Annotated in this window: 21 protein-coding genes; 8 read left to right on the forward strand and 13 right to left on the reverse strand. The window is 59.4% G+C overall.

Features of this window, described 5'->3' with window-relative positions:
• Positions 1-35: 35 nt before the first annotated feature.
• A complete protein-coding gene (locus DEO48_RS18345; RefSeq protein WP_023309838.1) occupies positions 36-1415 on the forward strand; it encodes a carbohydrate porin in 1380 nt (459 codons plus the stop codon).
• A gap of 148 nt (positions 1416-1563) precedes the next feature.
• The gene (locus DEO48_RS18350) at positions 1564-2469 is read left to right on the forward strand and encodes a DMT family transporter (RefSeq protein WP_109845928.1); all 906 of its coding nucleotides are present in this window, start codon (positions 1564-1566) and stop codon (positions 2467-2469) included.
• A 1-nt stretch (position 2470) separates the two neighbouring features.
• Here the strand turns inward: DEO48_RS18350 and DEO48_RS18355 are convergent, their stop codons facing one another.
• The 11 genes from DEO48_RS18355 to ivbL form a co-directional block, all read right to left on the reverse strand.
• A complete protein-coding gene (locus DEO48_RS18355) occupies positions 2471-2737 on the reverse strand; it encodes a Txe/YoeB family addiction module toxin (RefSeq protein WP_041911701.1) in 267 nt (88 codons plus the stop codon).
• On the reverse strand, positions 2712-2984 hold the full coding sequence (locus DEO48_RS18360) for a type II toxin-antitoxin system Phd/YefM family antitoxin (RefSeq protein ID WP_041911702.1): 273 nt from the start codon (positions 2982-2984) through the stop codon (positions 2712-2714). The genes DEO48_RS18355 and DEO48_RS18360 overlap by 26 nt, the downstream gene beginning before the upstream one ends.
• Before the next feature lie 56 nt (positions 2985-3040).
• Positions 3041-4231 carry a purine ribonucleoside efflux pump NepI gene (gene nepI, locus DEO48_RS18365; protein WP_109845929.1) on the reverse strand — a complete coding sequence of 397 codons (1191 nt, stop codon included), beginning with the start codon at positions 4229-4231 and terminating at the stop codon, positions 3041-3043.
• 102 nt (positions 4232-4333) lie between these two features.
• Positions 4334-4786 carry a DUF1198 domain-containing protein gene (locus DEO48_RS18370; RefSeq protein WP_023309835.1) on the reverse strand — a complete coding sequence of 151 codons (453 nt, stop codon included), beginning with the start codon at positions 4784-4786 and terminating at the stop codon, positions 4334-4336.
• A 178-nt stretch (positions 4787-4964) separates the two neighbouring features.
• Positions 4965-6356, reverse strand: coding sequence for a hexose-6-phosphate:phosphate antiporter (uhpT, locus tag DEO48_RS18375; protein ID WP_023309834.1), 1392 nt, complete (start codon positions 6354-6356; stop codon positions 4965-4967).
• A 132-nt stretch (positions 6357-6488) separates the two neighbouring features.
• Positions 6489-7808: an MFS transporter gene (locus tag DEO48_RS18380; RefSeq protein WP_033144332.1), complete on the reverse strand. Its 1320-nt coding sequence runs from the start codon at positions 7806-7808 to the stop codon at positions 6489-6491.
• Complete coding sequence (gene uhpB, locus DEO48_RS18385) at positions 7801-9306, reverse strand: signal transduction histidine-protein kinase/phosphatase UhpB (RefSeq protein WP_109845930.1); 1506 nt, start codon at positions 9304-9306, stop codon at positions 7801-7803. Before uhpB ends, DEO48_RS18380 begins: the two co-directional genes overlap by 8 nt.
• A complete protein-coding gene (uhpA, locus tag DEO48_RS18390) occupies positions 9303-9896 on the reverse strand; it encodes a transcriptional regulator UhpA (protein WP_047649998.1) in 594 nt (197 codons plus the stop codon). The genes uhpB and uhpA overlap by 4 nt, the downstream gene beginning before the upstream one ends.
• A 77-nt stretch (positions 9897-9973) precedes the next feature.
• The gene (ilvN, locus tag DEO48_RS18395; protein ID WP_010426528.1) at positions 9974-10261 is read right to left on the reverse strand and encodes an acetolactate synthase small subunit; all 288 of its coding nucleotides are present in this window, start codon (positions 10259-10261) and stop codon (positions 9974-9976) included.
• Positions 10262-10264: 3 nt separating this feature from the next.
• On the reverse strand, positions 10265-11953 hold the full coding sequence (gene ilvB, locus DEO48_RS18400; RefSeq protein ID WP_109845931.1) for an acetolactate synthase large subunit: 1689 nt from the start codon (positions 11951-11953) through the stop codon (positions 10265-10267).
• A 106-nt stretch (positions 11954-12059) separates the two neighbouring features.
• On the reverse strand, positions 12060-12158 hold the full coding sequence (ivbL, locus tag DEO48_RS18405; protein WP_057979964.1) for an ilvB operon leader peptide IvbL: 99 nt from the start codon (positions 12156-12158) through the stop codon (positions 12060-12062).
• A 523-nt stretch (positions 12159-12681) separates the two neighbouring features.
• Between ivbL and tisB the strand changes: the two genes are divergently transcribed.
• The 4 genes from tisB to emrD all read left to right on the forward strand — a co-directional run bounded on the left by tisB (position 12682) and on the right by emrD (position 15538).
• On the forward strand, positions 12682-12771 hold the full coding sequence (gene tisB / locus DEO48_RS18410; RefSeq protein WP_008500146.1) for a type I toxin-antitoxin system toxin TisB: 90 nt from the start codon (positions 12682-12684) through the stop codon (positions 12769-12771).
• A gap of 64 nt (positions 12772-12835) precedes the next feature.
• Positions 12836-13282, forward strand: coding sequence for a GNAT family N-acetyltransferase (locus DEO48_RS18415; protein WP_109845932.1), 447 nt, complete (start codon positions 12836-12838; stop codon positions 13280-13282).
• A 62-nt stretch (positions 13283-13344) separates the two neighbouring features.
• Positions 13345-14178, forward strand: a complete 834-nt coding sequence (locus DEO48_RS18420; RefSeq protein WP_109845933.1) for an EamA family transporter — start codon at positions 13345-13347, stop codon at positions 14176-14178.
• 175 nt (positions 14179-14353) lie between these two features.
• Complete coding sequence (gene emrD, locus DEO48_RS18425) at positions 14354-15538, forward strand: multidrug efflux MFS transporter EmrD (protein WP_029741426.1); 1185 nt, start codon at positions 14354-14356, stop codon at positions 15536-15538.
• Here emrD and DEO48_RS18430 read toward each other — a convergent pair.
• Both DEO48_RS18430 and dsdC read right to left on the reverse strand, forming a co-directional pair.
• Positions 15441-16529, reverse strand: coding sequence for a cellulase family glycosylhydrolase (locus DEO48_RS18430; protein WP_109845934.1), 1089 nt, complete (start codon positions 16527-16529; stop codon positions 15441-15443). The genes emrD and DEO48_RS18430 overlap by 98 nt on opposite strands.
• Before the next feature lie 84 nt (positions 16530-16613).
• Positions 16614-17540, reverse strand: a complete 927-nt coding sequence (dsdC, locus tag DEO48_RS18435; RefSeq protein WP_069303447.1) for a DNA-binding transcriptional regulator DsdC — start codon at positions 17538-17540, stop codon at positions 16614-16616.
• Between the two features lie 204 nt (positions 17541-17744).
• Here dsdC and dsdX point away from each other — a divergent pair, with 204 nt between their 5' ends.
• A complete protein-coding gene (gene dsdX / locus DEO48_RS18440) occupies positions 17745-19082 on the forward strand; it encodes a D-serine transporter DsdX (RefSeq protein ID WP_109845935.1) in 1338 nt (445 codons plus the stop codon).
• A gap of 17 nt (positions 19083-19099) precedes the next feature.
• Positions 19100-20386 (forward strand): D-serine ammonia-lyase, encoded by a 1287-nt coding sequence (gene dsdA, locus DEO48_RS18445; protein ID WP_109845936.1) that lies wholly within the window; start codon positions 19100-19102, stop codon positions 20384-20386.

Raw genomic sequence — 20386 nt, forward strand, 5'->3', positions numbered from 1 at the left:
TTGTCTGAATAAAATTAAACTATATTGAGATAACCATGAATACGATTAAAAAACTTCCATTAACCATGGCGGTTATCGCCGCGCTTTGCCCAATTTCCGTGCTCGCGCAGGAATTCACCCAGGAGCAAATCGACGCCATTGTGGCAAAAGCGGTGGATAAAGCCCTCGCCGAACGTCAGGCTAAAATGGATGCGGCGGTCGCGAAAAAAGCGGACGTGGTGACCGAGCCGCAAAGCGCGGCGCAATCTCCGGATATGGCGATCCCGTTCGGGATTAAATTTACCGGCTATGCCCGCTACGGCGCGCACTTCCAGGCCGCCGACCAAAAATACGTGGCGGTGGACGGCTCCTACAACGGCGCGTCCGCCATTGGTCGTCTGGGCAACGAAGGCAACGGCGGGGAATTCCAGCTCTCCAAGGCCTTTAAGGGTGAAAACGGCGCCATCTGGGACATCAACGTGATGATCGACCACTGGGGCGACGAAGTTAACCTGAAAAAAGCCTACGCGGGGGTGACCAACATTATGGCCTCCAACCCGAACGCCTATTTCTGGGCCGGTCGTGACTTCCACCAGCGTCCACAGCAGGGCATCAACGATTACTTCTGGATGAACCACGACGGCCAGGGCGCCGGGGTGAAGAACTTCGACATCGGCGGTGTACAGTTCGACGTGGCCGCCGTGGCGGCGGTGGAATCCTGTAGCCCGGAAGTGATGGAAGACGAAGCCAACCCGTCGCGCATCACCTGTACCGGCGGTTCCGGCACGGGCGACAAAGGCAACTACGCCGCGACCTCAAAAATCCACGGCATGAAGCTCGGCCCGATCGACATGGAGCTGTACGCCAACTACGGCTTTGACTCCAAGGCGGTGGAGAGCGACGAGCGTCTGAACGCGTGGCAGGGCGGCGTGGTGCTTAGCCACACCAACGACAGCGGCGTGAATAAGGTGATCGCCCGCTACTCCGATAACGCGGACAACAGCGTGTTCAACAAAACCGAGGATCTGACCACGGTCTACGCCAGCTTCGAAGGGCTGTACAAATTTACCCAGGCCACGCAGGTGGAGTACATCCTCGCCTTCCACGACTACGACAACAGCCGCGATAAGACCGACAACCGCAAGAACTACAACGCCATCGTGCGTCCGATGCACTGGTGGAACGACGTTCACTCCACCTGGCTGGAAGCGGGCTGGCAGCACGTTGACTACGACAACGGCGGTGACAACAAGGGCTGGAAGCTGACCCTGTCGCAGAATATGTCTATCGCCATGGGGCCGGAGTTCCGCCCGATGCTGCGCTTCTACGTGACCGGCGGCAAAGTGGATAACGAACGCACCGCGCGCGTGAACAACACCAAAGACGAAACGCTCGACGACTTCAACGTCGGCGCGATGTGGGAGGCGTGGTTCTAAGCAAGGTAGAAGCAAAACGGCAACGAGAGTTGCCGTTTTTAGTGTTTGCTCCCTCTCCCCGTGGGAGAGGGCCGGGGTGAGGGCATCAGGCCGCACACAACCATGCTATGCTGTTGACCGAATTAACGACAACATCGCAGGGGAGAACATGGGTTCCACACGTAAAGGGATGCTAAACGTCCTGATCGCCGCCGTTTTATGGGGCAGCTCGGGGGTTTGCGCGCAGTACATCATGGAGAAAAGCCACATTTCTTCGCCTTACCTGACCATGGTTCGCCTGCTGTTTACTGGCGTGATCCTCCTGACGCTCTCCTTCGTTCACGGCGACAAGATTTTCTCGGTCATCAAACACCGCAAAGACGCCCTCAGCCTGCTGTTTTTCTCGGTGGTCGGCGCGCTCACCGTGCAGCTCACCTTCCTGCTGACGATTGAAAAATCCAACGCTGCGACCGCCACCGTGCTGCAGTTTCTGTCCCCGACCATCATCGTGGCGTGGTTTGCCCTGGCGCGGAAAAAGCGTCCCGGCGCGTTTGTGCTGTCGGCCATTTTAACGTCGCTTGTCGGTACCTTTCTGCTGGTCACCCACGGCGACCCAACCTCGCTCTCCATCTCGCCTGCCGCGTTGTTCTTCGGTATCGCCTCGGCGTTTGCCGCGGCGTTTTACACCACCTATCCGTCAACGCTGATCGCCCGCTACGGCACATTGCCAATTGTCGGCTGGAGTATGTTGATTGCCGGATTGATGTTGACGCCGTTCTACGCCGGGCGCGGGACCACGTTCGTCATTGACGGCAGCCTGCTGCTGGCGTTTTTCTATCTGGTGGTGATTGGTACGGCGCTGACGTTCAGCCTGTATCTGAAAGGCGCACAGACGATCGGCGGGCCGAAGGCGAGCATTCTGAGCTGCGCCGAGCCGCTGAGCAGCGCGCTGCTGTCGGTGGTGTTGCTGGGCGTGGCGTTCACCCTGCCGGACTGGCTGGGGACGCTATTGATTGTGTCGTCGGTGGTGCTGATTTCGATGGATTCGCGGAGACGGGTTAAGGCATCGGCGTGATTTACGAATAATAGTGATAGCGGCACATCAAAATAGTAAGAGCGCTATCCGACACCCCGTAAACCAGACGATCGGTATCGTTGATTCGGCGAGACCAGTATCCGGAAAGATTACCTTTTAGCGGTTCCGGCTTACCCAGGCCATCGAAGGGTTGACGCTTCGCATCTTCAATCAGTTTATTGATTCTGCGAAGCGTTTTCTTATCCTGCTCCTGCCACCACAGGTAATCATCCCAGCCATTATCAGTCCAAATCAGTAGCCTGGTCATCTATCAGATCCCTCTGCGTGGTTTTTCCGGTATTTGCCTGTGCGATTGACTCCATCAGTCGGCTGGCGTTAGCAGGCGAACTCATCAGATGGATGGTTTCCATCATTGAGTTGTAGTGCTGCAGAGACATCACTACCGCATCACCCCCGTTGCGACGGCTGATGATGGTGGTCTCCACATTGTCATTCACGTCGTCCAACACATCTTTGAGTCGACTTCGTGCTTCGGTAAACGTCACAACCTGCATATTTCCTCCTGTACAAGTTACGGTACAAGTATATCGATGAAGTGACTATTTATCAATCAACGTGCCTTAACCTTCCCTGCCACCAGCAGTGCCGTCAGCAGCATCAGCGTACCGGAAATCACCAGCGGCGACGTCAGCCCCAGATGGTCGAGCGCCACGCCGCCAATGGCCGCGCCGCAGGTGTTCGCCAGCTGGATCACCGCCACCTGAATCGAACCGGCTTTTTCCGCCTGATCGGCCAGCGTGCGTGTGATCCACGTCGACCAGCCCACCGGCACCAGGGCAAAGGCAAAGCCCCAGATAATCGCGATGGCAGACGCCACCCACTTATCGCTGCCCCACAGCACCAGTACCGCCGCGCTCGCTGCCAGCACCAGCGGCGCACCCGCCAGCGCCACCTTCAGGGAGCGTTTCAGGAACTGAGACGACAGCGAGGTGCCGACAAAGCTGGCGATACCGAAGCTCAGCAGCACCAGCGTCAGGCCGTCCACGTCAAAGCCCGCCATGGTCATAAACACCGGGCGGATGTAGGTAAAGAAGGCAAACTGCCCGGCAAAGGACATAAAGATGGCGGTCATCCCCGCCAGCACGCCGGGGCGCTTCAGCAGCGCGAACATGTTCTGTTTGTGGTGCGCCGCTTCGCCCGGCAGGGACGGCAGCGCCTTCCACACCCAAATGATGCAGAGCAGGCCCATCACCGCCGCCGCGTTGAAGACGTTACGCCAGCCGATAATCCCGCCGAGGAAGCTGCCGAGCGGCGCGGCAATCACCAGCGCGATAGAGACCGCACCGAAGATAACGGAAAGCGCTTTTGGCACCGTACGCGCGGGCACCAGGCGCATGGTGAGCGAGGCCGACATCGCCCAGAAGCCGCCGAGCCCCAGCCCCAGACAGGCGCGACCGAGCAGCAGCAGGGTGAAGCTTTCAGCAAAGGAGACCAGCAGGCAGGAGAGCGTCAGCAGCACGCTGAACAGGATGACCACCCTGCGACGGTCGATAGTGCCAATCACCTGGGTGATAAACAGGCTGGCGAACATCGCCACAAACGCGGTGACGGTAACGGACTGCCCCGCCACGCCTTCGGAAATGCCCAGATCCTGCGCCATCGGCGTCAGCAAGCTCACCGGCAGAAACTCAACGGTAATCAGGCAGGCGACGCAGAATGCCACGGCGAAAACGGCCGACCAGTTGGGGCGTGAAACCTCTTTGGTCTGCGGTCTGGTCGTGGGCTGGATATGTTCTGTCATGGCGTCACCTGAAGATAAAAACGTGCGGAAAAGTCGCGCAGTTTATCATCAAAAGTGTGACGAATTTAACGTTTAGACAACTTTTGTGATTTTTAGAGGGGATCAGTGCAGGTAAAACACGCCCTCTTCCGGCAGAAAGAGCTGGTTATAGCGCAGCTGGAAGGCGTTAAGCTCCTGCGGATCGGGCTCCATCTCGCGCATAAAACCGAGCGCCAGACGAATTTGCGCATCGGTGATCGGCGCGGCCAGGCGGGCTTTACGCAGCAGGCGGTGCCACGTGTGCAGATTCTCTTCACTGCCGTCGACAATACAGACCTGCCATATCAGTAGCACCTGCGCGGCGTTTTGCAGATGCGCTTCGTCCGGGCGCTCAAGGTAGCGGATAAACTCATTGCCCGGCATTTTGCCGAACTGGTCGATCATCGACTCGACCGGCATCGGGGTGATCCCCAGACGCTCGCTTAAACGTTTGATGGCGCGGCGGGAATCTGAGGTCAGGACGCGAAATCCCACCACAAACACCACGGCAAGCGTTGCCAGCATTATCCAGACCATGCGTTCTCCTTTGACTAGCCGCTCATCATAGCGGGAAACGCAGCGCCTCGACAGCGGGTGGCGCCATAATAGTGAACGGAAAAGATGTTGAAGAATTGGGAGAGGAGGAGTTAACCCCGTCGGGGTCAATATAAAAAAGCCCGGCATCACACACCGGGCAAAGAAGTTACCTGCACACTCAGGCTGTTTTTAATTTCTGCGCACGATTTTCACGGCGAATCTTACGTTCTTCCAATACCGCTACCATCGCCATCAGGACGATACAGCCGATGGCCGCTGCATCCAGCGCCGCGAAGGTGCCCGCCCAGCCGGTGAGGCCGAAAATCGGCGTGCCGTCGGCGATCATCCCCAGACCCAGCTTGGCGAAGCTGTCGCCGATCAGGTAGGCGAAGGTGCCTTTAATCCCATCGGCGGCGCCGATCGCTTTTTTCGGGACGAAGCCCACTGCCGCTACACCGATCAGCAGCTGCGGACCAAACACCAGGAAGCCAAGCGCGAACAGGGATGCGAGGTAAACGTACTGGTTGCTGGCATGCTGGTAGACGCCAAGTGTGGCGATAATCAGCGCCAGCGCGACGCAGGCCACCAGCGCACGACGGCCGTTGGCGAGGTCAGAGAGCCAGCCCCACAGCAGCGTGCCGACCAGGGCGCCCACTTCGAACAGAGTGAAGCCCTGAATCGCCACTTCTTTAGAGAGCTTCAGCTCCTGGAAGGCATACACGGTCGACCACTGATCGATGCCGATACGCACCACGTACAGGAAGATGTTTGAGAAGCACAGCAGCCAGATCACTTTGTTTTTCAGCACGTACTCAACAAAGATCTGCCATTTGGACATCTCGTTTTCTTCGGTCTCTTTGTCCTCTTCGCTGATCTCCTCGCCGAACAGCTCTTCGGCTTTGCCGAGGCCGTAAGATTCCGGGGAGTCGCTGCCGTAGCGCAGGCCGATAAAGCCGACGATCAGGGCGATAATCGACGGGAAGATAAACATGCCGATCACGTGGCCGTCGAACAGGTAGTTTGCGCCAAACAGCGCCACGCCAGCCGCACCCGCCCCGCCGAGGTTGTGGGAGATGTTCCACATGCCGAGGTACGAACCCCGCTTGCGGCGCGGCGTCCATTTGGTGATGGTGGAGTAGCTGCACGACCCGCCGGTACTCTGGAAGAAACCGCTCAGGGCGTAGAAGGCGATCATAAGGAACAGGCTGACAGACCCTGCGCCCATGCTAGCGCTGAAGCCGAGCATACAGATGGCGGAGAGGATCAGCATAAACGGCAGGAACTGCTTGGTGTTTTTGCCGTCCGCGTAGTAGGAAACGACGGTTTTACCCACGCCGTAGGTGATGGAGAAGCCCAGGCCAATCATCCCCAGCTGCGTCATGCTCAGCCCGTAGGTGGAGATCATGTCGTTCTGCGCGATGTTAAAGTTTTTGCGGATCAGGTACATGGTCAGGTAGCCGATGAAGACCACCAGATAGGACTGCATGAACGGTTTGAACCACATCTTGCGCCGCACGTCGAGCGGCAGATCCAGGGTCGGCTTGCGCACCTGATTTAAGAAGGCCAGCATGACTGAGTTACTCCTGAGCTGATTTTTGCAGCATTGTAAAAATCAGCCGGGAGAGATGCCTGAGACAGCGTCCAGGTAAAACCGGGAAAATTTCTTAGTTTTACGCCACTCGGGCCAGAAAGGTGAGGCGCATCACGCTTCGCTCACCTCGCGCGGCGCCTGCGCGTGCAGGAAGGGAAGCAGCAGCAGCGCGGAGATCCCCGCCGCGATGGCGATCACCGCGAAGAAACCGCTCCAGTGCCAGACGTCGATCACCCGCGCCAGCGGCCAGCCGGAGAGCGATGCGCCGAGGTAGGCAAACAGCCCGACAAAGCCCGTCGCCGCGCCTGCCGCCTCTTTGTGGGAACACTCCGCCGCCGCCATGCCGATCAGCATCTGCGGGCCAAACACGAAGAAGCCGGTGGTGAAGAAGCACGCCGCCTGCATCACGTAGCTGGCGAACGGCATCAGCCACAGCGAGCCGACGGAGAGCAAAATCCCGGCGGCGAAAATCAGGTTCATCGGGCCACGGTTGCCGTTGAACAGCTTGTCCGAGCCCCAGCCGGCCACCAGCGCGCCGATAAACCCGCCCAGCTCGAACATCGTCACCGCCGAGTTGGCGGTCACCAGATCCACGCCGAGCGTCTCGGACATGTACAGGTTGCCCCAGTCGTTGATCGCCGCGCGCACCACGTAGACCAGCACGTAGCAGAGCGACAGCAGCCAGATGTACGGGTTTTTCAGCACGTATTTGGTGAGGATCTCCCTGCGGGTCAGCCCCGCGCCCTCCTGCTGCTGGGCAATCTCCATCTCGTCGTGCCGCCAGTCGCCAACCGCAGGCAGGCCAACGGTTTGCGGCCTGTCGCGCAGGCGCCAGCAGAGGAACAGCCCGGCAATTATCGCCAGGCCACCGGCAATCATCATCCCCGCGCGCCAGCCGTAGTGCAGCGCCGCCGCACCTACCACCATCGGGATCAGCGCCCCGCCGACGTTATGCGCGGTGTTCCAGATTGCCCACCAGCCGCCGCGCTCGTTGCGCGAATACCAGGCGGTGAGCAGGCGGGCGCAGACCGGCGCGCCCCAGCCCTGGAAGAAGGCGTTCAGAGCCCACAGCAGGGCGAAGGCCCACAGCGAGGTGGAGAAGCCAAACAGAATGTTCACCACGCCGGTGGCGATCAGCCCAACGCCCATAAAATAGCGCGCGTTGGAGCGGTCGCTGACGATGCCGGAGAAGAACTTCGACAGGCCGTAGGTGATGTAAAACAGCGTCGCCAGCAGGCCGATATCGGTGCGCGTCATCACGCCGCTGGCGAGGATTTCCGGCGCGGCGGCGTTGAAGCTTTTGCGGGTGAAGTAGAACAGCGCGTAGCCGAGCCAGATGGTCATCAGGATATGGCGACGCCAGTAGCGGTAGCGGGCGTCGATTTCCGCTTTATCTCCAATCGGCGCGGCGCTGGCAGGGGTTTTAAACATGGTAACTCCGTAGCGGCAGGCTGACGCTGACGCGCGTCCCGTGGGTGCAGGAGAGGTTCAGCGTGCCGCCCAGCGCCTTGACGCGCTCACGCATGCCCGCCAGGCCAAAACCCTGCTGGCCGGAGCCCGGCGGCAGGCCGCAGCCATCGTCTTCAATTATCAGCTTCAGGCTGTCGTCCTGCTGCCAGCCCTGGATCGTGACCGCGCTGGCGCTGGCGTGCTTGACGATGTTGTTCAGCCCTTCCTGACAGACGCGGAACAGCGTCACGCGCTGGCCTTCGCTGAGCGTAGATTCGTTAATGCGCCAGTCGAGATGGCTCACTATTCCGCGGCTTTCCAGCTCCATCTCGCGCATCAGGGAACGCACCGCCTGCTCCAGCGACAGGTCGTCAAGCTGGCGCGGGCGCAGTCGTCCTAACAGGCGACGAACGGAGTCATAGACGCCGAGGGAAAGCTGTTCTATATGCGCCCCGCCCTGCTTCACGCCCGCGTTTTCTGCCGCCAGGCGCTGGACAATGCCCGCCTGGGTGCGGATAGCGGTGATAGTCTGGCCGATATCATCGTGTAGCTCGCGGGCAACTTCCTGCCGCACGCTCTCTTCGGTTTCCAGCAGGCGCTCCGCCAGACGGCGGTTGCGCGCCAGCTCGGTTTGCAGGGACTGGTTCAGCTCGCGCAGGCGCTGAATGCCCGCTCCCAGCAGCAGCCCGGTCAGGCTTTGAGCCAGCAGGGAAAGCAGTAAATCAACAGGGTGATCGTGCCAGGTCTGGCTGGCGATCAGCGCGATGGCGTTCATCAGCGTGGCGATCAGCGCCCCCTGCCAGCCGTAGTGCCAGGCCAGGGCGATAATCGGCAGCGCCAGACAGAACGGCGTGAAGCGAGAAAGCTCGGCGGGCAGGCCAAGCTGGAGCCACAGGCTCACCACAAACAGCAGCAGATACCAGATGAGGTGCCGGGCGCGCCAGTTCACCGGCTGGGAAACCAGCGCCGGGCCGAGCGGCTGCCAGACGGTGCTGGTGAGATAGTGCCAGATCACGAGGCAGGTTGGCGCCAGCGTCAGGCCGCCGGTCAGGGTCAGCAGCAGGGCGTTGAGCATCTCCTTCTCGCCGACCCACGGAAGCGACTGCAGCAGCGCGGCGGCCATCAGCGCCGCCCCCTGACGCAGCAGCGTGCGCCAGTCGCGCTGGTGGCGGTAGCGGGAGATGAGGGCAACCGGGAGAAGCGTGAGCAGGCTTCCGGTCATCAATAAGGGCAGGTGCGCGAGGGCAACTTCCTGCGCCAGCCAGACCAGCATCAGCCACTCTGCGCCCAGCAAAACGGGCCAGTAGCCGCGCGGGCACTGGAGCATTAGCCCCAGTCGCAGGCCGAAGGGAAAGAGCAGCACCGCCAGCTCAGGACGTTCCACCAGATGCAGGCTGATGCTCCACAGGCAGAACCACGCGGCGGAGAAGATAAAAAAGCTGGCAACGACGGCGATCAGCCGTGAAAACACGGGACTCATTGCCAGCTGTCGAACATGCGGCGCGCCAGCTCGACGTCGTTGCTGACGTTGAGTTTTTCCATCAGGTTGGCGCGATGGACGTGCACGGTCTTCGGCGACAGATCCAGCTCGGCGGCAATCTCTTTTACCGACATGCCCTGCGCGAGTTTTTCCGCAACCTGGCGCTCGCGCCGAGTGAGCGGATCCTGTCGTCCGGCCGCCAGCTTGATGGCGATATCCGGCGTCAGGTAGCAGCCGCCGGTGGAGACGGTGCGCACGGCGGCAATCAGCTCGTCCGGGCTACAGCGTTTGGAGAGGAACCCGCGCGCGCCCGCGTTGAGCGCCTGCTCGACCAGCGCCGGGCTGTCGTGGACCGAGAGCATAATGGTCGCCATCCCTTTCGGCAGCTGGCTTAACAGCTCCAGTCCGGAAAGATCCGGCATTGAGATGTCGCAGATACAGACCTGCACCCCGCGCCCCGGCAGGCCCGCCAGCGCCTCGCGACCAGAGCCAAACTCGGCCACAACCTGAAAATCCGCTTCGAGATTCAGAAGCTGGGCAAATCCGGAGCGGACGATAAGGTGGTCGTCGATAAGGGCGATGGTGGTCATGGCGCATTCCTGGCGGGCGGATAAAAAAACGCGCCTACCTTAACGATAAGCGCGCGGGTGTTCAAGCAATGAGCGATTTATTCGAAGAACACCGCAATTTTGTTAAACATGGTGGGATCGGACTGGTTGCGAGCCACTTTGGTGACGTCTTCCAGCTTGTCGATCTGGGCCATCATTTGCTCCAGACGCTGGTCATCATTAACCAGTAGCCAGATGCGGCTGTGCTCGCTGCCCTGAATCGGCAGACAGAGAATGCCTTCCACGTTAAACGCGCGGCGGGCAAACAGCCCGCAGACGTGAGTCATGACGCCGGGATGGTTGCGGACGGTGAGTTCCAGAATGACGTTATCATGTTGTTTCTGCATGGCTTATTCTCCCACCATCTCAGTATTTGCCGCACCCGGCGGCACCATCGGATACACTTTTTGTTCAGGGTCGATACGGACGTGGATCAGCGCCGGGCCCGGACGAGAAATCGCCGCCTGCAGCGCCGCGTGGGCATCCTCTTCCGCGTTCAGATCGCAGGTGTGCAGGCCAAAGCCAGCGGCAATCTGCATAAAGTTAATCATCCCCGGATAGGTCGCCGCAAACACGCCCTGCTTGTAGAACAGGCTCTGCTGCTGGTGCACCAGCCCCAGCGCCTCGTTGTTCATCAGAATGATTTTCACGTCTAACTGGTTTTCGGCCGCGGTCGCCATTTCCTGAATGTTCATCATCAGGCTGCCGTCACCGGAGAAGCAGATGACCTTGCGGTCCGGGTTGGCGAGCGCTGCACCGACCGCCGCAGGCAGGCCGAAGCCCATGGTGCCCAGACCGCCGGAGGTCAGCCACTGGCGCGGACGGTTCAGCGGGTAGGCCTGGGCGGTCCACATCTGATGCTGGCCGACGTCGGTGGTGATAATCGCGCTGTCGTCCACGCAGGCGGCAACGGCGTTGATAAGACCATAGTGGCTCAGCGGATCGCCTTCGGTTGGGATGGCACCCGGGAACTCGCGCTGCAGATCGGCCACCAGCTGGCGCCAGTCGGCGCGATTGGTCGCGTCGGTTTGCGGGATCAGCTGCGCCAGCACCTCGGCCACGTCGCCCTGAATCGCCACGTGCGGCTGTTTGATTTTGCCGAGCTCGGCGCGATCGATATCCACGTGAATGATTTTCGCATTCGGGCAGAACTGCTCGGTTTTGCCAATCGCCCGGTCATCAAAACGCGCGCCCATAACAATCAGCAAATCCGCCTCCTGCAGGATGTAGTTGGTGCTGCGCGCGCCGTGCATCCCCAGCATGCCCAGGGACAGCGGGTGCGCTTTTGGCAGCATGCCGAGCGCCATCAGGGTCATGGTAGTCGGCAGGTTGGCTTTTTCTGCAAACTCGCGGATTTCATCTGCGGCGTTAATCGCCCCGCCACCCAGATAGAGCACCGGGCGTTTGGCGGCGTTAATCATGGCGGCAGCGTCGCGCACGCTCTCAGCGCTGAATTCCGGCGCGGGGGCTCGCTCGCCCGGCTCCGGCAGAACGTCGATCTCGATCTCTGCGGTCTGGACATCCTTAGGAATGTCTATCCACACCGGGCCTGGGCGGCCGGACTGCGCAATGCGGAACGCATCGCTGATAACCTGAGGAAGCTCGCTGATATCGCGAACTAAATAGTTATGTTTGGTGATGGGGATAGAGATGCCGTAGGTATCCACTTCCTGGAACGCATCGGTGCCGATCATCGAGGACGGTACCTGGCCGGTGATGCAGATCAGCGGAATGGAGTCGAGGCGCGCGTCGGCGATGGCGGTCACCAGGTTGGTTGCGCCCGGCCCGCTGCAGGCCATACAGACCGCCGGTTTACCCTGGGTACGCGCCATGCCCTGAGCGATAAAGCCTGCCCCCTGCTCGTGGCGCGCCAGCACGTGGCGGATCTGCGTGCTTTGGCTTAACGCATCGTACAGCGGCAGCACCGTGCCGCCGGGGATGCCCGCAACCGTGGTAATGCCCTGTCGCTCCAGCAGATGAACGATCAGCTGCGCGCCGGTAAAACGCGTCTTGGTGGATGTTGTGCCCGAACTTGCCATGCTCCAGTCCTTTTCTTCTGGGCCGACGTTCCGGGGAGGGTCCTAAACGAAAAACCCCGCCCGGTTTGCGCCGGCGGGGTTTTGGATTCGTGTGTTGATCCAGTCCCTACGGCGCATTGCCGACGACCACCACCACACGCACGACGACCACTGCGGCTGGTTGCGCAGTTTTTAGTAGGGTCGAAGTGAAGATGGATGAAGTCATTGGGGACCTGTGTTTGGATTCATTGATTGAATTTATACAAACACAGGTTTTCGGGCGTGACAATGGAAAAATATTCATCTGCGCAAAAATGCGTCAGGGATCACGTTTCGTTTGTTGAGAGATGAAAACAAAAAACCCCGCCCAAGCGAGGTTTTTATCAGGGTTTTGCGGTTGGTCGCCGCAGAACACACTGTGTTACGTCAACGCAAAAAAGTATACGCGATCGAAGACGAACGCGCAATTGAGGCACGGATTTTGACGTTTTTGAGTATGGATCGCCATCCAGATTTTGTCCACAAAATACTGTTCATACGTACAGTATTTATCTATACTGAGGGTGTTCGCAGTGAGCGAGGGGGCCGCAGTTCTACCGGCGCAACGAAGTCCTGGCTGAAACGGGTGGTGCCGTCAGTGCCTTAACCCTCTGAAGTGAGCACACTGTGTTACGTCAATCCAGGTGCTGGCAACAGGCGGCGGAAAGGTACGCCAGCATCGTGCTCCTTTTAACCAAAAGGAGACGCGTATGAGCGTAGTGGATATGGTGATACTTATCCTCAAACTCATTGTTGCTGTACTGCAACTGCTTGATGCTGTCCTGAAATTCGTTCGGTAATTCAGGTTCAAGTCGCACCTGAGAGGGGCGGGCAACCGCCCCTCTTTAATAACGAGGGAATGCTATGTCGCGTCTGTTAATTGAGCCTGTCACGCCAGACGAGCCGGGGTATATCGCCCTGAAGGCGGAAAGTATTGCACTGAATTTCAATATGCTGCGCAGGCTCGAAGAGAACTGGCAGCGTGGTGAGAACCGCTTTAACGCGCCGGGCGAAAAGCTGTTAGGCGCGTTTCTCAACGGCAAGCTGGTCGGCGTGTGCGGTCTGAATCGCGATCCGTTCAGCCAGCGGCCGCGCGCCGGACGTATTCGCCATCTCTACGTCAGCGAGAAGTGCCGCGGGCTGGGAATTGGCAAGCAGCTTTTGACCGTGGTGATGGCCGATGCCAGCATCTGGTTTGATTTCCTGAATACCCACGCGCCGGAGAGCGCGTACGGCTTCTATCGCCAGGCGGGTTTTACGCTGGTTTCGGACGAACCGCGGGTGACGCACCGCCTTTTTTGTGCCGTGTAGCCGGCTGGCAGCTTCAGGGCGTGAATGTTACAGTTGAGTGACAATTCACCACCCGATACGCCATGACCATCACCGTATTCTGCATTTTGCTCTTCGCCGCGCTGCTGCATGCCAGCTGGAACGCCATCGTTAAGGCCGGAACGGACAAGCTCTATTCCGCAATAAGCGTCAGCGGATCCGCCACGGTTATCGCTCTGGTCTTACTGCCGTTTTCCCCACAGCCATCTGCAGCAAGCTGGCCGTTTTTGATCGTCTCCTGCGCCTTACAGGTTGTGTACACCGTGCTGGTAGCGAAGACCTATCAGGTCTCCGATATGAGCCAGACCTATCCGCTGATGCGCGGCACCGCCCCGCTGCTGGTGGCGCTGATCGGCGTGCTGGCGCTCGGCGATCGTCTCTCGTGGCTCGCCTGGTCCGGTATCGGAGTAATTTGCCTGTCGATTCTGGCGATGGCGATGCATGGCCGCATACGGTCACGCAAAGGGATCGGGCTGGCGCTGCTGAACGCCTGCTTTATTGCCGGGTATACGCTGGTGGACGGCACCGGCGTGCGGCTGTCGGACACCGCGCTGGGCTACACGCTGTGGACCTTCTTTATGAACGGCTTCTGCCTGTTGAGTTGGGCGATGGTGGCGCGTCGGCGCGAGGCGTCCAGCTACCTGCGCCTGCACTGGAAAAAGGGGCTGCTCGGCGGGGTGGGCACCATGGGATCTTACGGTCTGGCGCTTTGGGCCATGACGCAGGCACCGCTGGCGGTGGTCGCGGCGCTGCGTGAAACCTCGATTCTTTTCGGGGCGCTGATCGCGTTTGTCCTTTTAAAAGAGAAGGTTGCGGGCCTGCGTATCGCGGCGGCGCTGGGTATTGCCGGCGGCGCTATTCTGCTGCGCATGGCGTAAATCACTGGCAACATTAATTGCCGATCTTGTTTACAAATCCTGCCTTTACCGGTTTTTTCATTCACCACGACAATGCTTAAATTGTCATCTCTCTGTGGTAGATTCCTCGCGCATTTATGGGAATGCGCAGTCACTTATTCTTCATTTTTCTCTTTTGGCAAAAGTATTCAGCGACATGAAAAAACAAAGGAACGTTAACTTATTGTTGATGCTGGTGTTACTGGTGGCCGTCGGTCAGATGGCGCAAACCATCTACATTCCGGCGATTGCCGACATGGCAAAGGAATTAAACGTCCGCGAGGGCGCAGTACAAAGCGTGATGGCAGCCTACCTGCTGACCTATGGCGTTTCGCAGCTCTTCTATGGCCCGCTGTCTGACCGCGTCGGGCGTCGCCCGGTGATCCTGGTGGGCATGAGCATTTTCATGGTGGCGACGGTGATTGCCATTACCACGCACAGCCTGACCGTATTGATTGCCGCCAGCGCCCTGCAGGGCGTCGGGACCGGCGTCGGTGGGGTGATGGCGCGAACCTTACCGCGCGATATGTATCAGGGCACCCAGCTCCGTCATGCCAACAGCTTGTTGAATATGGGAATTCTGGTCAGCCCGCTTCTCGCCCCGCTGATTGGCGGCCTGCTGGACACGATGTGGTCCTGGCGCGCCTGCTACGCCTTCCTGCTGGTTCTGTGCGTGATTGTCACCTTCAGCATGGCGCGCTGGATGCCGGAAACGCGCCCGCAGGACGCGCCTCGCACGAAGCTCATCACCAGCTATAAAACGCTGTTTGGCAACGGGTCGTTTACCTGCTACCTGCTGATGCTGATCGGCGGCCTGGCGGGCATTGCGGTGTTCGAAGCCTGCTCCGGCGTGCTGCTGGGCGCGGGGCTGGGCCTGAGCAGCATGGTCGTGAGTATTCTGTTTATTCTGCCGATCCCGGCGGCGTTCTTCGGCGCGTGGTTTGCCGGACGCCCGAACAAACGCTTCTCCACCCTGATGTGGCAGTCGGTGATCAGCTGCCTGCTGGCGGGTCTGATGATGTGGATACCGGGGCTGTTTGGCGTGATGACGGTCTGGACGCTGCTCATCCCGGCAGCGCTGTTCTTCTTCGGCGCGGGGATGCTGTTCCCGCTGGCGACCAGCGGCGCGATGGAGCCGTTCCCGTTCCTCGCAGGCACGGCTGGCGCGCTGGTGGGCGGTTTGCAGAATATCGGCTCCGGCGCGCTGGCCTGGCTCTCTGCGATGATGCCGCAGACCGGGCAGGCTAGTTTGGGCCTGCTGATGACGCTGATGGGGCTGCTGATTTTACTGTGCTGGCTGCCGCTGGCGTCGCGTGTTCCGCATCACGAGCAGCCGGTTTAACCGCATGATGGCCCGGCTTCTCGCCGGGCTTTTCACAGACGGGCGCAATCATCGCCTGCAACAACGGCTCCGGCGCGGGCCGCCAGGCCCCCTCTTCCCCGTCGTAAAACTGGAAATCCGCGTTCAGCGCATACGGGATTTTCGCCTTTTGCAGCTCGCAGGCCATAAAGGTGGAGAACGCCATTTGCGAAGCGGTTGGCGTGAGGTGGTTTGACTCTCCCACGCCCCAGCCCCCGACCCAGCTAACGTGCCCGGTTTTTTGCTGCCAGCGCAGCGCGGTATTGATGCGATTATGGATAGCCGCTTTCTCCGCCGCCGTGCCGGACGTCCACGGGTATTTACCGCTATTTTTCAGCGGCCCCCACGGGAAAATATGCCACTCCGCCAGCAGGTAGTTTTGACTGTGCGCGGGCAGCTTCAGGCTGGATAAATCCTCCGGGGCGGCGCGCAGGCGTGGCGCAACAAAGATCATGCGCTGCGGGTCCATGTCGTGGATCGCTTTAATGGTTTTTTCATACACGCGGTTTAGCGACGCGAGGTTGTGGTTAAGCTTGTCGGCCGGCTCATAGATGAGATCAAAACCCAACAGCGGGTAGCTCTGACCGAAATAGTGCGCCACGGCAATCCACCAGTTGATCGTCTCTTTCTCGTTATCGGCTTTCGGGTCGTTTTTATATTCATCAGCCTGATAAGCGATAATCGGGATCACGCCATACTGCTCGCAGGCTTCCACCAGCTTGCGCAGGTGAATTAGCCGCGCTTCCGTCGGCTCATCGGCGACGCGAATGCGCACGTGGGTAATGCCTTTTGCACGAAAATCGCGTACCACCAGCGGGTCGAATTCGCGTATGCCGCGCTCGGTGCGCGCCCAGTCCACATCCATCCCGACGCCCAGCTGCTGCGCATAGTGGGCAGCCGTAAGCGGGGGCTCAGCGGCAATCGCCCAGCCGGAAGAGATCAGTAACGCAGAGGCAATAAAAGGCTTTAACACGGTTTACCCTGGATAAATCGAAAGCATTACCTGTATTTAGCACGCTTTTTCACATTTCGTGTAGAGCGAAAGCGTAATAATTCTTCAACCTGCCAGTTCTCTCAGCCAGCCGATAAAGGCGTCTATTTTCGGCCACTGCCGGCCAGAAAGCGTCGAGATATAGTAGTGCTGATGGCATTTCAGGGTCTTTTCACCAAACGGGGCAATAAGCTCGCCCCGTTCGAGCCGTTTCTGCACCAGCCGCTTTCTGCCCATCGCGACGCCGACGTGGTTGATGGCCGCAATAATCGCTAAATCGGAACGATCGAAACCAATGCCCGACGATGGCGGCATATTCACCGCAAAGTGCTGCGCCCAGCTCAGCCACTCATCCGTACCGGAATCATTGCTCCAGGCCTGACGGTCGTGCAGCAGCGTGCAGTGGCTGAGGTTATCGGGGTTTTTCAGCAGTTCATGCTCGCGGGCATACTGCGGCGAGCAGACGGGTAAAATCTCCTCGTCCATCAGGAAGTGATGAGAGAGGTGGTTTGGCGGCGTATCGTCGAAATAGAGCGCCAGATCGACGCCCGTTCGCTGCATATTGACGTAATCATTGCCGGTCAGGATGGTGAGTGAAATCGACGGATAGCGGCGGGTAAAGTCCCCCAGCATGGGCACCAGCCAGCACTGGGCGATCGACGGGCGGGAGTAAACCGTCAGCGTGCCGGAGAGCGCCTGGTTTTTGATATCCAGGATCTCCTGATTCAGTGTATCGAGGGACGATTTCAGCGTCCAGTAAACGCGCTTTCCCTCCTGCGTCAGCTCGACTTTACGGTGCGAGCGGACAAACAGCTGAATGCCCAGCTCCTCTTCCAGCAGGTTGATGCGGTGGCTCACCGCGCTGGGGCTGAGCGACAGCTCCTCCGCCGCCAGGGCGAAGGACTCATGCCGGGCGGCCACTTCAAAGGTGTACATTTTCGACAGCTGCCAGCCGTTTAACAGCCGGTTTCTGGCTTCATTTGCATCGGTCATCACAATTCTCGCGAGGGTTTTCTGCGCTCAGCATACCGTTCAAGGGTGAATTTATGTGAACCTAATACGAATTAAGTGCGCTTTTTAGAGCGCAGTCACTCAGTTGATCCAATCTGGCTCACCTGAACGCCAATTTATATCGTTTGTCAGCCCACGCCGTTTTTTCGTCCAATACCCACAGATGACATAAGGGTGAGGTGAGATATGGGATCTCAGGTCTGGGTTGTGGCAACGCTGCTGGTCAGCATTGTGTTGATTGTTTTAACCATCGTTAAGCTGAAGTTTCACCCGTTCCTCGCGCTGCTGCTGGCGAGCTTTTTCGTCGGCGCGATGATGGGGATGAGCCCGCTGGATATGGTGAACGCCATCGAGAGCGGAATTGGCGGTACGCTGGGCTTCCTGGCGGCGGTGATTGGTCTGGGCACCATTCTCGGCAAGATGATGGAAGTCTCGGGCGCGGCAGAGCGCATCGGGATCGCACTGCAGCGCTGCCGCTGGCTGTCGGCGGACGTGATTATGGTGCTGGTAGGCCTTATCTGCGGCATTACGCTGTTTGTGGAAGTGGGCGTGGTACTGCTGATCCCGCTGGCGTTTTCCATCGCCAAAAAGACCAACACGTCGCTGCTCAAGCTGGCCATTCCGCTCTGTACCGCGCTGATGGCGGTGCACTGCGTGGTGCCGCCGCATCCGGCCGCGCTGTTTGTGACCAATAAATTAGGCGCGGACGTCGGAACGGTCATTGTCTACGGTTTGATGGTGGGCCTGATGGCCTCGCTGGTCGGCGGCCCGCTGTTCCTGAAACTGCTCGGCAATCGTCTGCCGTTTAAACCGGTTCCGGCGGAATTTTCAGACCTGAAGGTGCGGGAAGAGCACACCCTGCCGTCGCTGGGCGCCACGCTGTTCACGGTGCTGCTGCCGATTGCCCTGATGCTGGTGAAAACCATCGCCGAGCTGAATATGGCAAAAGAAGGCACGCTGTATACGCTCCTGGAGTTTATCGGCAACCCGATCACCGCGATGTTTATCGCCGTGTTTGTCGCCTACTACCTGCTGGGGATACGCCAGCATATGGGCATGGGCACGATGCTGACGCATACCGAGCACGGCTTCGGCTCTATCGCCAACATTTTGCTGATTATCGGCGCGGGCGGCGCGTTTAACGCCATCCTGAAAACCAGCGGACTGGCGGACTCGCTGGCGCATATTCTCTCGAACCTGCAGATGCACCCTATCCTGCTCGCCTGGCTGGTGGCGCTGGTGCTGCATGCCGCCGTCGGCTCCGCGACGGTGGCGATGATGGGCGCCACGGCGATAGTCGCGCCGATGCTGCCGCTCTACCCGAACGTGAGCCCGGAGATCATCACCATTGCCATCGGTTCCGGCGCCATTGGCTGCACGATCGTGACCGATTCCCTCTTCTGGCTGGTGAAGCAATACTGCGGCGCGACCCTGAACGAGACCTTCAAATACTATACGACGGCGACGTTTATCGCATCGGTGCTTGCACTTGGCGGCACATTCCTGCTTTCCTTCATTATCTGAGCGCGAAGAGACGTATTATGGAAAACGCAACTATCACTACTTTAACCGCACAGTTTCCTCTGGTTGAGGATCTGATTGCCCTGAAAGAAACCACCTGGCTTAACCCGCGCACCACGACGCTTGCAGAAGGGTTGCCGTACGTCGGGCTGACCAAAGCCGACGTGGACGACGCGCACGCGCGCCTCAACCGCTTCGCGCCGTACCTGGCGAAAGCCTTCCCGGAAACGGCGGCAACGGGCGGGATTATCGAATCCGAACTGGTTGCAATCCCGGCGATGCAAAAGCGGCTGGAGAAAGAATCTGGTAAGCCTATTTCCGGCACGCTGCTGCTGAAAAAAGACAGCCATCTGCCGATTTCCGGCTCGATTAAAGCGCGCGGCGGCATCTATGAGGTGCTGACCCATGCGGAAAAACTGGCGCTGGAAGCCGGGTTGCTGAGCATCGACGACGACTACAGCATTCTGCTGGAGCCGCGCTTTAAGGACTTCTTCAGCCAGTACAGCATTGCGGTAGGCTCAACCGGCAACCTTGGGATGTCCATCGGCATTATGAGCGCCCGCATCGGCTTTAAGGTGACGGTGCATATGTCCGCCGACGCCCGCGAATGGAAGAAAGCCAAACTGCGCAGCCACGGCGTTATCGTCGTGGAATATGAGCAGGACTACGGCGTGGCGGTGGAGCAGGGACGCAAGGCGGCAGAAAGCGATCCGAACTGTTTCTTCATTGACGATGAAAACTCCCGCACCCTGTTCCTGGGCTACGCGGTGGCAGGCGAGCGACTGAAGGCGCAGTTTGCCGCACAGGGCCGCGTGGTGGATGCGGATCATCCGCTGTTCGTCTATCTGCCGTGCGGCGTCGGCGGCGGCCCCGGCGGCGTGGCGTTTGGCCTGAAGCTGGCCTTTGGCGATAACGTCCACTGCTTCTTCGCGGAGCCAACGCACTCCCCGTGCATGCTGCTCGGCGTCTACACCGGCCTGCACGATGAGATCGCGGTGCAGGATCTGGGCATTGATAACGTGACGGCGGCGGACGGTCTGGCGGTAGGACGCGCCTCCGGCTTCGTGGGCCGCGCGATGGAGCGCCTTCTCGACGGGTTCTATACGCTTTCCGATCAGAGCATGTACGACATGCTCGGCTGGCTGGCGCAGGAGGAAGGCATTCGCCTGGAGCCGTCGGCGCTGGCGGGCATGGCCGGGTCGGTGCGCGTTCATTCGCATACCAACGTTACCCACCTGGTGTGGGCAACCGGCGGCGGAATGGTGCCGGAAGACGAGATGGCGAAGTATTTAGCAAAAGGCCGTTAA

Source organism: Enterobacter sp. CGMCC 5087, from assembly GCF_003144775.1.
GTDB classification, from domain to species: domain Bacteria; phylum Pseudomonadota; class Gammaproteobacteria; order Enterobacterales; family Enterobacteriaceae; genus Enterobacter; species Enterobacter cloacae_M.